This is a genomic window from Vibrio frigidus, from assembly GCF_042465995.1.
Lineage (GTDB): Bacteria > Pseudomonadota > Gammaproteobacteria > Enterobacterales > Vibrionaceae > Vibrio.
On sequence record NZ_JBCDMC010000014.1, the window covers coordinates 23,925 to 37,353 of the forward strand.

12 protein-coding genes are annotated in these 13,429 nt (G+C 41.9%); 7 read left to right on the forward strand and 5 right to left on the reverse strand.

All coding sequences use genetic code 11. The annotated features are described in order from the left end of the window. Positions 1-55: 55 nt before the first annotated feature. Positions 56-274, forward strand: a complete 219-nt coding sequence (gene infA / locus AACW90_RS19845; protein WP_005600159.1) for a translation initiation factor IF-1 — start codon at positions 56-58, stop codon at positions 272-274. 150 nt (positions 275-424) lie between these two features. Here infA and clpA read toward each other — a convergent pair whose 3' ends face one another. Together clpA and clpS are read right to left on the reverse strand one after the other, a co-directional pair. Next, positions 425-2,695, reverse strand: a complete 2,271-nt coding sequence (clpA, locus tag AACW90_RS19850; RefSeq protein WP_390238023.1) for an ATP-dependent Clp protease ATP-binding subunit ClpA — start codon at positions 2,693-2,695, stop codon at positions 425-427. 47 nt (positions 2,696-2,742) lie between these two features. Then, positions 2,743-3,063, reverse strand: a complete 321-nt coding sequence (gene clpS, locus AACW90_RS19855; RefSeq protein WP_390238026.1) for an ATP-dependent Clp protease adapter ClpS — start codon at positions 3,061-3,063, stop codon at positions 2,743-2,745. Between the two features lie 397 nt (positions 3,064-3,460). Between clpS and cspD the strand changes: the two genes are divergently transcribed. Further along, entirely contained in the window at positions 3,461-3,682 is a 222-nt protein-coding gene (gene cspD / locus AACW90_RS19860; protein WP_275136284.1) for a cold shock domain-containing protein CspD, read from the forward strand. 81 nt (positions 3,683-3,763) lie between these two features. On the opposite strand, the gene AACW90_RS19865 is transcribed toward cspD, so the two are convergent. Then, positions 3,764-5,992, reverse strand: coding sequence for an NADP-dependent isocitrate dehydrogenase (locus tag AACW90_RS19865; RefSeq protein ID WP_390238030.1), 2,229 nt, complete (start codon positions 5,990-5,992; stop codon positions 3,764-3,766). 296 nt (positions 5,993-6,288) lie between these two features. On the opposite strand from AACW90_RS19865, the gene AACW90_RS19870 reads away from it, so the two are divergent. Further along, complete coding sequence (locus tag AACW90_RS19870) at positions 6,289-6,966, forward strand: pseudouridine synthase (RefSeq protein ID WP_390238033.1); 678 nt, start codon at positions 6,289-6,291, stop codon at positions 6,964-6,966. 42 nt (positions 6,967-7,008) lie between these two features. Here AACW90_RS19870 and AACW90_RS19875 read toward each other — a convergent pair whose 3' ends face one another. After that, on the reverse strand, positions 7,009-7,278 hold the full coding sequence (locus tag AACW90_RS19875; RefSeq protein ID WP_275136281.1) for a hypothetical protein: 270 nt from the start codon (positions 7,276-7,278) through the stop codon (positions 7,009-7,011). A gap of 166 nt (positions 7,279-7,444) precedes the next feature. Between AACW90_RS19875 and mnmA the strand changes: the two genes are divergently transcribed. From mnmA to AACW90_RS19895, 4 genes are all read left to right on the forward strand, one after another. Beyond that, complete coding sequence (mnmA, locus tag AACW90_RS19880; protein ID WP_390238036.1) at positions 7,445-8,575, forward strand: tRNA 2-thiouridine(34) synthase MnmA; 1,131 nt, start codon at positions 7,445-7,447, stop codon at positions 8,573-8,575. 36 nt (positions 8,576-8,611) lie between these two features. After that, complete coding sequence (gene hflD, locus AACW90_RS19885) at positions 8,612-9,229, forward strand: high frequency lysogenization protein HflD (protein WP_390238040.1); 618 nt, start codon at positions 8,612-8,614, stop codon at positions 9,227-9,229. A gap of 33 nt (positions 9,230-9,262) precedes the next feature. After that, entirely contained in the window at positions 9,263-10,633 is a 1,371-nt protein-coding gene (gene purB, locus AACW90_RS19890) for an adenylosuccinate lyase (RefSeq protein WP_390238042.1), read from the forward strand. A gap of 80 nt (positions 10,634-10,713) precedes the next feature. After that, entirely contained in the window at positions 10,714-11,220 is a 507-nt protein-coding gene (locus tag AACW90_RS19895) for a GNAT family N-acetyltransferase (protein WP_390238044.1), read from the forward strand. A 56-nt stretch (positions 11,221-11,276) separates the two neighbouring features. Here AACW90_RS19895 and AACW90_RS19900 read toward each other — a convergent pair whose 3' ends face one another. After that, entirely contained in the window at positions 11,277-13,394 is a 2,118-nt protein-coding gene (locus AACW90_RS19900) for a methyl-accepting chemotaxis protein (protein ID WP_390238046.1), read from the reverse strand. Between the last annotated feature and the right edge of the window lie 35 nt (positions 13,395-13,429).

The window sequence follows — 13,429 nt, forward strand, 5'->3', positions numbered from 1 at the left end:
TACAATTAATGACCATCGCGTCGTTAATAATCGCCTGATTTCTAAAGAGGATTAAATGGCTAAAGAAGACGTAATTGAATTGCAAGGCACTGTTCTTGATACTTTGCCTAACACTATGTTCCGTGTTGAGCTTGAAAATGGTCACGTTGTGACAGCTCATATCTCTGGTAAAATGCGTAAAAACTACATTCGTATTCTGACTGGCGATAAGGTAACTGTTGAGATGACACCATACGACCTTTCGAAAGGACGTATTGTTTTCCGTGCTCGTTAATCACTCAACGATTACGTACCTATAAAAAAACGGAGCATAATGCTCCGTTTTTTATTACATAAAATTAAATCAATATGTCCGCTTTAACGATGAACAAGATGGATGTAATTACGCAAACTACGTCACCACACCCATGTTGCTATACGTTAACTAATGAACTGGCTCTTCTTGTGCATTAAAATAATGAAACTCCAACTCACCATCCGTCAGATTGACTTTTACTGTGCCACCATTCACTAACGAACCAAACAACAGTTCGTTCGCGAGCGGTTTTTTTAATCTATCTTGAATGACACGTCCCATCGGACGAGCACCCATTGTCTTATCATAGCCTTTTGTTGCTAACCAGCACCTTGCATCTTCAGAAACTTCTAAAGAGACACCACGAGCGTCTAAGAGCGCCTGTAGTTCAACAATAAACTTATCAACTACCTGATGAATAACCTCTTCGCTCAAGCTGTTAAACCAAATAATACTGTCTAAACGGTTTCTAAACTCTGGCGTAAAGACTTTCTTTATCTCAGCCATTGCATCGGTGGTATTGTCTTGTTGAATCAGACCCATCGATTTCTTCTCCGTTTCCGAAACCCCGGCATTCGTGGTCATTACTAGAATGACATTTCGAAAATCAGCTTTTCGACCATTATTGTCCGTCAGGGTGCCGTTATCCATTACTTGTAACAACAGGTTGAAGATATCTGGATGCGCTTTTTCAATCTCATCTAACAGCACAACGGCATGTGGGTTCTTTATAACAGCATCCGTTAGTAAGCCACCTTGGTCATAACCTACATAACCTGGAGGCGCACCAATTAATCGGCTAACAGAATGACGTTCACCATACTCAGACATATCAAAACGAAGCAGTTCTATACCAAGCAGTTTTGCTAGCTGCAAGGTAACTTCTGTTTTACCGACACCAGTAGGACCAGCAAATAAGAATGAACCGACAGGTTTATTGTCTGCACCTAATCCAGCCCTCGTTAGCTTTATCGCTTCACTAAGTACTCCGATAGCAGGATCCTGACCAAACACGAGCATCTTCATCCGTTTCTCTAGTTCCTGTAACGTGTCCTTGTCTGAAGATGAGACAGATTTTTCAGGTATGCGAGCCATTTTCGCGACCATCGATTCGATATCCGCGACGCTCACCGTTTTTTTACGACGATTCGCTGGCATCAGTCGACTGCGAGCACCGGCCTCGTCAATCACATCAATCGCTTTATCTGGTAGATGGCGTTCATTGATGTACTTTGCTGACAACTCAACCGCAGCTCTAAGCGCTTTATTGGTATAGCGGACTTCATGATGTGCCTCGTATTTTGATTTGAGACCAATCAGAATCTTAGTGGTATCGTCTAACGACGGTTCGATAACATCTATCTTTTGGAACCGTCGAGAAAGCGCACGTTCTTTTTCGAAAATGCTGCTGTACTCTTGATAAGTAGTTGAACCAATACAACGCAATTTACCGCTACTCAATAGTGGCTTAATTAGGTTCGCCGCATCCACCTGACCACCTGACGCCGCACCAGCACCAATAATGGTGTGGATCTCGTCTATAAATAGAATGGCATCTTTTTCGTTTTCTAGCTGCTTAAGTATTCCTTTAAATCGCTTCTCGAAATCACCACGATATTTGGTGCCCGCCAGTAAAGACCCAATATCAAGAGAATAGATTATGCTGTCTTGAATAACTTCCGGTACTAAGCCTTCAACAATACGCCAAGCAAGGCCTTCTGCGATGGCCGTTTTTCCGACACCAGCTTCACCAACTAACAATGGGTTATTTTTTCGTCTACGACACAGAACCTGAATAGTTCGCTCCAGTTCCTTATCTCGACCAATCAACGGGTCTATGTCGCCGTTTTTTGCAACATTATTTAGATTGGTCGCGAAAGCTTCTAAGCGTTCATCTGCTGGGATATCTTCTTGTTGTGGGCTGCTACCAAAAACATCAGGTGACGATTCATCATCCTTATCGGATGACTTAGAAATACCATGGGAGATATAGTTAACAATATCTAATCGACTCACATCATGTTTTTTCAACAAGTAAGCCGCATGGGACTCCTGCTCACTAAAGATAGCGACCAGAACATTTGCGCCTGACACTTCGTTGCGACCAGAGGACTGAACGTGAAAAACCGCTCTTTGCAGCACGCGCTGAAAGCTCAGTGTTGGTTGCGTCTCTCTGCTTTCATCATTTTCTGGTATAAGTGGTGTGGTTTGATCAATGAAGGTATCTAGCTCAGTTTTCAACACCTCAATATCAGCTTTACAGGCTTTGAGTGTTTCTCTTGCTGCGTTGTTGTCCAATAGAGCGAGTAATAGGTGTTCGACCGTCATAAACTCATGCCGTTTATCTCGAGCACGGGCAAAAGCGCCGTTAAGACTTGTTTCTAATTCTTTGTTAAGCATAAGTACCTCCGCAAAGAGCAACCAGTGTCCGGTGAATAGCGACTAAACTACGCTTGTTCCACCGTGCACAAAAGCGGGTGCTCGTTTTCCCTCGAATACACAGTGACCTGAGCCACTTTTGTTTCGGCAATTTCAGCAGTATAAGTGCCACAAATAGCCTTACCTTCGTAATGAATTTGAAGCATTATCTGAGTTGCCTTCTCCAAATCCATGGAAAAGAATCTCGCCAGTATATCTATGACAAAATCCATCGGTGTATAGTCATCATTATTTAAAATGACATGGTACAAAGATGGCGCTGTGACCTTAGTTAGTTCTTTCTCCAGTAGGTCTGAATCTGGAGTGACCCATTCGTATTGTTTGCTCATTTCTACATCGAGTTGTTGAAAAATTAAAACATAATTTTTCCTTAACTTAGAGCCTAATTCACCATCGGTGTACCTGCAAATAAAACTTTGTCATCTTTGAACTTTCTACGCCTGATCGAACAAAACCTAATCAACTTTACACTTAATGAACAAATACGTACCAGTTTGCACAATAGATCACAAAGTTAGTAAAATGTTAATCTCAAATCTGAGTTGTTGCATAATTTTTACGTTTTTGTGGTGTTTTAGTATTGACTGTCCTCTCTGATTGGCTAAATTATGTTCTGTAGTGAAGGTAAATTAGGCAGCAAAATGGTTTACTCACTACAATTTACGCATTTTAGACGTAAATAGTATGAAACAACTTCAGTTACAAAATGCATGAGGGATGTAAAGCATGGCTACAGGTACAGTTAAGTGGTTCAACAACGCCAAAGGATTTGGATTTATCTGCCCAGAAGGTGAAGACGGAGATATCTTTGCGCATTACTCGACGATAAAGATGGACGGATACCGTACATTGAAAGCGGGTCAGCAGGTATCTTACGAAGTTGAAGACGGACCTAAAGGTTCCCACGCTAGTTCAGTTGTTCCCGTTGAAGGTCAACAAGTAAAATAATAACAATGCTGCCTTAAATGATGTAGTAGAAAAAATAAAAAACCCGCCAAATTAAGCGGGTTTTTTTATTCTTGATTTACATTACAAGTTGTCTATCAATTGATTCAACGTAGCACTAGGTCGCATCAATGCGGATACCAAAGCATCATCAGGAGCATAATAGCCGCCCAACTCACCTTTAACACCTTGCACTTGATTTAACTCATTTACAATGACATTTTCGTTATCATTTAGCTGAGCGGCAATCGGTGCAAATTCTTTCGCAAGTTGTGCATCTTGTGCCTGCTCTTTTAACGCTTCAGCCCAGTACATTGCTAAATAGAAATGACTTCCTCGGTTATCTAACTCACCAACTCGACGAGAAGGCGACTTGTTAGTATCTAAGAATTTGCCTGTTGCCTTATCCAAAGTATCAGCAAGAACTTTCGCTCTAGCATTACCAGTAACAACACTTAAATGCTCTAAAGAAGCGGCCAATGCCAAGAACTCACCTAGTGAGTCCCAGCGCAAATGGTTTTCTTTTTCTACTTGTTGTACGTGCTTTGGCGCTGAGCCACCTGCCCCTGTTTCAAACAAACCACCACCATTCATTAGTGGCACTATTGAAAGCATCTTAGCGGATGTACCTAGCTCCAAAATTGGGAATAAATCAGTAAGGTAATCTCGAAGCACATTACCTGTAACTGAGATAGTATCTAAACCCGCTTTTATTCTAACCAAAGAGAACTCTGTCGCTTCAACCGGAGAAAGAATCTTAATCTCTAATCCTGATGTATCATAATCCGGCAGATACTGTTTCACTTTTTTGATTAATTGAGCGTCATGAGCTCGCGCTTCGTCTAACCAAAAGATCGCAGGGACACCCGTTGCACGAGCACGAGTAACAGCAAGTTTTACCCAATCTTGGATTGGTGCATCTTTTACTTGGCACATTCGGAAGATATCGCCTTCTTCGACCGCCTGTTCCATTAACACGACTCCAGATGCATTGACAACATTAACTGTGCCCGCGTCTTGAATGACAAATGTTTTATCGTGCGAACCATATTCTTCTGCTTTTTGCGCCATCAAACCAACGTTTGGCACGCTTCCCATCGTCGTCGGGTCAAAGGCACCATTTTCTTTACAGAAATCGATAACGGTTTGGTATACACCTGCGTAGCAGCGATCTGGGATCATTGCTTTGGTATCTTTTTGCTTACCGTCTGGACCCCACATTTGACCAGAAGCTCTGATCATTGCAGGCATTGAAGCATCAACAATGACATCACTGGGTACATGTAGGTTAGTGATACCGCGATCTGAATCAACCATAGCAAGAGGAGGTTGAGTACCGTATACACTTTGTATCGCCGCTTCAATCTCTTCTTTTTGAGCTTGTGGTAGATCTTGGATCTTCGCGTAAACATCACCAATACCGTTATTTACATCTACACCTAGCTCATCGAAAAGCTGGCCATATTTTTCGAATACCGCTTTAAAATAGACCTTAACCGCGTAACCAAATATGACCGGATCAGATACCTTCATCATTGTCGCCTTCAGGTGAAGCGACAACAATACATCTTCTTGTTTTGCTTTTGCCGTTTCTGCTTCAAAAAATGCAACAAGTGCTTTTTTGTTCATTACTGAGGCATCAATAATTTCTTTATCTTTCAATGCTATTTTTTCTTTAAAAATAACCGTATCACCACTTGCTTTAACAAGCTGAATGCTTACCTCATCCTCGCCATCAATAGTGACGGATGTTTCGCTACCAAAGAAGTCATTGTCTGACATACTAACAACATGAGTATTGGAATCTTTCGCCCAAGCGCCCATTGAATGTGGGTTTTTCTTGGCATAATTTTTCACTGATGTTGGCGCTCGGCGGTCTGAATTACCTTCACGTAACACAGGGTTGACTGCGCTACCTTTAATCTTGTCATAGATGGCTTTTACCGCTTGTTGCTCATCGTTTGTCGCTTCTTCAGGATAGTTAGGTAACGCGTATCCTTTAGACTGAAGCTCCTTAACTACCGCTTGTAGTTGTGGAACAGACGCAGAAACATTGGGAAGCTTGATAATATTTGCTTCTGGGGTTGTGGCTAATTCACCTAGCTCTGCTAACGCATCGTCAATGCGTTGTTCTTCTTTTAAATACTCTGGGAAGTTCGCTATTACACGTCCCGCTAACGAAATATCACGAGTATCAACGTCAATACCAGAAGATGCTGTAAACGCTCGAATAATTGGCAGCAATGAGTGCGTTGCCAAAGCTGGAGCTTCATCTGTAATGGTATAAATGATGGTCGGTTTTTCTGTAGGCATGAAATTTCCCTATAATTTTGCAGGCTAATTGGATGAGAAGAAAGCCCGAATTTAATTAACACAATTGACTATAAAACATCCTCAAGATTCAACTGTGCTTGTTTGCTCTTTACGATCAAGTTTAGTGAGCTTGACCACTCCATAAGCAGTTACATCGTTATAATTAAACAATTAACGTAAGTTAGTCTATCATAACGTGCAGCAATCCATATTTTCGGCGCAAAAATAATAGCTTAGTTTTCCTAATATTCAAACTTTTACACACAATTTGTTTACATAAATGTAAGGTAGTTAACATGTCTTCGCAGTTAAAATGCACTAAATCCAAACAATTCAATAAGTCTAGTTCTTCGCATTTTAAACACGCACACCCTGTTTCTTCGAGTAAAAACAGAGCAAAGAGCCGAAGGGTTAAGCCAACTATATCGCCGGAAGAAAGAAAAGTGATCATGTTCAACAAACCTTACGATACGTTAAGTCAATTTACCGATGGTGAAGGAAGAAAAACGTTAGCGGATTACATACCCATTAAAGATATTTACGCAGCAGGCAGACTTGATAGAGATAGCGAAGGATTGATGATCTTAACCAATGACGGCATCTTGCAAGCCAAGTTAACTCAACCGAGCTCAAAGGAACCTAAGACTTATTGGGTCCAGATCGAAGGAGCGCCAAAAGAATCGGACATAGACAAACTTAGAAAGGGAGTCGAATTAAAAGATGGTTTAACGCTTCCAGCGATTGTCGAAGTGATGAACGAACCGAATATATGGCCGCGAACTCCACCAGTTCGTTTTAGAGCTGCTATTCCGACAACGTGGCTTTCGATTACTATTTATGAAGGTAGGAATCGCCAAGTGCGTAGAATGACCGCGAATATTGGCCACCCTACTTTACGGCTTATCCGTTATTCAATGGCGAACCAGAATCTTCAAGAACTGAAACCTGGTGAGTTCCGAGTCATTGACATGTAAGCCCACGATATTAACGATGTGATTGAACCGTTTGTGGTGACACTACTCTCCTTGCATGAAGCTCAAGTCAGGTAGCATATCAAGGTGTTGTGCGTAGCGTTTTTCATCGAACTTACCATCATTTTTCATCACATCAAATATCTCTATAGTTAATGCACACGCCATCATCGCTTTAGCATCTTCCTTTGATGACCCGGTCATCATTAACCTCATTAAAGTCTCAGTAACTTTTTTGGGTTGTCCATCTGCCAACTGATTGTCTATTGTTTCGAGCAATTCAGCTTCACCCATAAATTCATTTTGATCGGTCATTTTGTTGTCTCTTCTAAAATTCTGATTAAACTATGACAGATAATTGCTAAAACTCGAAAATAATTCCACATTAATTCGATTTTTACTCTTCTGAGAAGCTCAAAAACTGTGAACAACGTCGCTAAACTGTATCCTTTAAAATCTTTCTGGTAGAATCATCGCCCGTATGATCTTAGTGGAAAAAACAATGTCTGATAACAGCCAAAAGAAAGTCATTGTCGGAATGTCCGGCGGTGTAGATTCATCCGTATCTGCCTATCTTCTCCAACAACAGGGCTATCAAGTAGAAGGCCTGTTTATGAAGAACTGGGAAGAAGACGATGGTGAAGAGTACTGCACCGCAGCTGAAGACCTTGCCGATGCTCAATCGGTGTGTGACAAACTAGGTATCTATCTTCATACCATTAATTTCGCAGCCGAGTATTGGGATAATGTATTTGAATACTTTTTAGCTGAATATAAAGCAGGACGTACACCAAACCCTGACATTCTTTGTAATAAAGAGATCAAATTCAAAGCTTTTCTAGAATTTGCAGATGAAGTCCTTGATGCTGACTATATCGCCATGGGACATTACGTCCGTCGAACCTTCCCAAAACAAGGGGAGAAACCACAGATGTTGCGTGGGATTGATGGCAATAAGGATCAAAGTTACTTCCTCTATACATTGAGCCACGAACAGGTTGAACGAAGCCTTTTCCCCGTGGGTGAACTGGAAAAACCTGAGGTCCGCCGTATCGCTGAAGAACAAGGCCTTGTTACGGCTGAGAAAAAAGACTCTACTGGTATCTGCTTTATTGGCGAACGAAAGTTCACCGATTTTCTTGGTCGTTATTTGCCAGCACAGCCGGGACAAATAGAAACGCCAGATGGAAAAGTAATTGGCGAACACCAAGGGCTTATGTATCACACGCTAGGTCAACGTAAAGGGTTACATATCGGTGGTCAGAAAGGTGGTGGTGGTAATGAAGATCCGTGGTATGTTGCTGACAAAGATTTAAAGCGAAATATACTGATTGCGGTTCAAGGAGCTGACCATCCGCTTCTAAAATCAACTGGATTGCTCGCCTCGCAGTTGCATTGGGTAAACAGAGGTGTAATTTCAGAACCAATGAGTTGCACAGTAAAAACGCGTTATCGTCAACAAGATATTCCATGTACAATCATCCCTATCGATGATGAAAATATCAAAGTAATCTTTGACGAGCCACAAGTTGCTGTGACGCCTGGGCAATCTGCGGTATTTTATAGAAATGATATTTGCCTTGGTGGTGGTATCATTGAACAAAGAATTTAATTCAAAACGAATTTAACACCTGAATAGGAGCTTTACGTGGCAAATACACTTTATGATCGTACGATTGCTTTTGCTGGCATATGCCAAGCTGTTGCACTAGTTCAACAGGTAGCAAAAGACGGTTATTGTGATACTGACGCGTTTGAAGCTTCTGTTAAAGCCATTATTAATACCAACCCTTCCAACACACTGGAGGTCTACGGTCGAGAGTCTGACTTAAAGATCGGACTTGAGTGTATGGTTAAAGGCATTGACAGCACACCAGCTGGAAGTGAAGTCACTCGCTATATCATTAGTTTGATGGCATTAGAACGCAAGTTAAATGAAAAAAATGAAGCGATGGCACAGTTAGGCGAACGCATTCAAATGATCGCACGTCAAGTGAATCATTTTGACCTTTTCGATGAGCAGATGATAAGCAACATAGCAAGTATTTACCTCGAGGTAATCAGCCCTATTGGTCCTCGTATTCAGGTAACTGGCACCCCATCCGTATTACAGCAGACCACTAACCAACACAAAGTTCGCGCTCTTTTGCTATCTGGCATCCGTAGTACTGTACTTTGGAGGCAGGTTGGTGGTAAGCGCCGCCATATGGTATTTGGCCGTAAAAAAATGGTCGAACAGGCACAAATACTTTTAGCTCGACTTTAACATCTAACACCCACTTTATTCAGGAGAATCACCATGGAACTGTCAGCATTGACTGCTGTTTCACCCGTAGACGGACGTTACGGAAGTAAAACGATTGCGTTACGCAGTATCTTCAGCGAGTACGGTCTACTAAAGTATCGTGCTATCGTTGAAATTCGTTGGTTACAGAAGCTTTCTGCAACGGATGCAATAAAAGAAGTACCAGCATTCAGTGCCGAAGCAAACCAATTCCTTGATGAACTCGCCGCAAATTTCAGCGAAGCCGATGCCCAACGTATCAAAGACATTGAGCGCACAACAAACCATGATGTTAAAGCCGTTGAATATTTCTTAAAAGAGAAAGTGGCCGACGTACCTGAGCTGCATGCGGTAAATGAATTTATCCACTTTGCATGTACCTCTGAAGATATCAACAACACCTCCCACGCACTAATGCTTAAAGAAGCACGTGAGACGGTTATTCTACCAGAGCTTCGCAACATTATTGATGCGATAAAAGCCCTGTCCGTAGAATATAGAGATATTCCTCTGCTATCACGTACACATGGTCAACCTGCGTCTCCGTCTACCATGGGTAAAGAGATGGCAAACGTTGCTTATCGCATGGAGCGTCAATATAAGCAGATCCAAGATGTCGAGATTCTGGCAAAAACTAATGGTGCTGTCGGCAACTATAACGCCCATCTATCGGCTTATCCTGACGTTGACTGGCATGAGTTTAGTGAAACCTTTATCACTGAGTCACTAGGCGTAACGTGGAATCCTTATACTACTCAAATTGAACCGCATGACTATATAGCTGAATTGTTTGATGCTATCGCTCGCTTTAATACTATTCTTATTGATTTCGATCGTGATGTTTGGGGTTATATTGCTTTAGGTCACTTCAAACAAAAAACGATTGCAGGTGAAATCGGCTCTTCTACAATGCCACATAAAGTAAACCCAATCGATTTTGAAAATTCAGAGGGGAACTTAGGACTTGCTAACGCCGTTTTTGGTCATCTTGCCCAAAAACTACCTATCTCACGCTGGCAACGGGATCTTACCGACTCGACGGTACTTAGAAACCTCGGCGTGGGTTGTGGATATGCCATTATCGCTTACACTTCTACACTTAAAGGCATTAGCAAGTTGGAAATCAACCGCGCTGCGCTTCTTGCTGAACTAGACAAAAACTGGGAAGTATTAGCCGAACCGGTTCAAACTGTCATGCGCCGCTACGGTATTGAAAAACCATACGAAAAACTAAAAGAGTTAACCCGTGGTAAACGTGTGGATGGCGAAGCGATGCGTCGCTTTATCGACGGCTTAGAGATACCTGAGGACGAGAAAATACGCCTCAAAGAGATGACACCAGCTAACTACATTGGCCAAGCTATCGAGTTAACAGATAAACTATAATTTTAAAGCGTAACGAATTAGAAAGGTTGCTGATGGATAGCAACCTTTTTTATTTTCAATCCATTAGCTATGTGACCTAAATGAACATTCAATACATCGCCGATAAGGATGTGACACCCATTATCGACGCACAACTCCGGTATATTTTGAGCACCTGTTTTGCAAAAGACACGGCGATATTTAGCCAGCAACGATTCTTCAACGAAATGCCGCAGCATCGTTATTTCGTTCTCGACAATTGTGAGAACATCATCGCACACATCGCGGTACATGAAAAAAACGTTATCATCGATGATGTTGAGCTACCCGTCGCTGGAATAGCTGAAGTATGCGTTCTTCCCCGTCATCGCAAGCAAGGTTTAGTTCATGACATGTTGGACCATATTCACAAACAGTTAGAAAAAAATGGCATTCATTTTTCAATACTATTTGGCGATTACTGCGTCTATAACTCAAACGGGTATCAAGATGTCACCAACCTCACTGTATTTTTAGATGGACAATGGAAACCAGTCAAAGCAATGGCGTGCGGTATTGCATCCCACTGGCCGGAAGAACCAGTTAAACTTGAAGGTGCGCCTTTTTAAAACGTCGACCATTTGAGTTCTTCTTTTTATTGCGAGACGTTTTCGAACACATCAAATTAGACTTTGAATTGTCCTACTAGTGTTTGCTGTTCAGCGGAAAGCTCAGCAATTTGTCTACCAATGGATTCCGAAGACTCCGTTTGGTTCAATATCTGCCCACTAAGATCTCTGATATTAGAAACACTTTGGTTCACTTCCGTCGATACCAATTGTTGTTCTTCCGCCGCCCGCACTATCTGACTATTCATCTCACTAATTTCTGCAATAGCTTCAAATACAGCATTTAGCTTCTCAACTGCATTTTGTACCTCTGTCGATGTATTCATCGCGAGGTCATTACCCTCTTGGATAGCCTTAACAACGTCCTTAGTGCCCACCTGAACTCTCTCAATCACCTGCTTGATTTCATCCACTGACGATTGAGTATTACTAGCTAAATTGCGAACTTCATCAGCAACTACCGCAAATCCACGGCCATATTCTCCTGCTCTTGCCGCCTCAATTGCTGCGTTTAGAGCGAGTAAATTTGTCTGTTGAGAGATCGCTTCTATCACACCTAAAATCTCTGTAATGTTAACATTATTCGACGCCAACTCTTCTACCACTGGTACGGCTGCACTCATGCGGCTAACCAACCGATCCATCTCCACCGAGGAGCGAGAAATAACGTCCTGTCCGAGAGTTGCCGCTTCGTTGGCTTTCGTCGCCGCCACGACGGCCACATCCGCATTTTGGAAGACAAGCCCAGCGGTTTGTGTCATCTCTTCTGAAGCCGTCGCCACTAAGTCAACTTCTTTAAATAGTGAACCACTATTATTGCGAGTGACAATCGCAGCATCTTGGGCTTCCGTCGTCATAGTCGCGACTTGAGAACTGGTGTCGACGACCTGCTTAATTGTCGTTTGCAGCTTTCCTAGAAAATGATTAAATCCGTCGGCGAGCTGACCAATTTCATCGTTACTCTTAACGTCAATTCTCTGGGTTAAATCGCCTTCGCCAGAAGCGATATCTTCTAATCGAGTGACCACTTCTTTTATCGGCTTAACTAAGGCACGTGCACTGATGGCAATAATGCTCAACCCAATAACCACTAGAAAAACACCAACCATTATTTCAGAGCTAACGGTATTGCTAATACTCTTTGTAATTACGTCATCTAATTGATTCGCATCTGACAATACACTCGCAGCAGGTATCTCAAGCAGAACGCCCCAGTTTTGGTTTGCAACCTTTGCAGGAGCAAACACAATCAACCAATTTTCATCTTGGCTCCACGTTGTCTGTAAAACCGCAGCGCTAAGAAAACTCTTGAGTTCATCGTTAGAAATACTTGTAGGAGAAAAACTCTTTCCTATTTCACTCTCCATTTCGTCGCTAGCAACCAGAGTACCATTTGCACTTAAAATGGAGACTTTCCCCTTCGCATCAAAGAGTTTTTTATCGGTTTGAAGTGCAATATTTTGCAGATCACTCAGGTTTAAAACGATCCCTAACACACCGATAACTTCATCATCTTTGATTAATGGATACGAGATTGAAGACGTAAATACAGATGTACCAGAAAAATCGGTGAAGGTAGGTGTCGAGATACAACTCTGTGCCGTATTCTTAGGACAGATAAATTTCTCTGCATTGGTTTTATTGGTTAATTCTTGTTCAGATAATACACTAGAAACTGCATCATCCCCGGATTCCATCTGGCGCCAATATGTAGAAAACCGTCCAATTTCATTGGATCCAACATAATCCGCACCATGATAGTTGCTATCTTCACTGTCTAAAGCATCTTGCTCGAACACTAAATAGATGCTTTTAATGGCGTCAAAACTTTCTACAGATTGACGTAACATATCTTGCAAAGAGGTTCTCAATACCTCACTAGCGGTAAAGTTATCCTCCGCGTTCTGTTGCAAGAATAGCGTTGTTTTAGCTAACATCTCTGCGCGATTCAATGCTTCATCTAGATACTTAATTGCTTCTGTCGCGTTTTGTTGTGATTGAGCTTCGAGCAGTTTTTCCGATTTAGAGATGACCGATTCGGTACTGTACGTTTTTATCGTCTTTTGGTTTTCATACCCATTGAAAACAGAAAAACCGATGAGGGATATGGAAGTCAAAACAAGGCACAACCCTGAGAGCAGGGAAATTTTCCATTGAACAGACATTGACCGCATGTTAAATCCTTTTACGTTGCGAATGAGCGTTAATA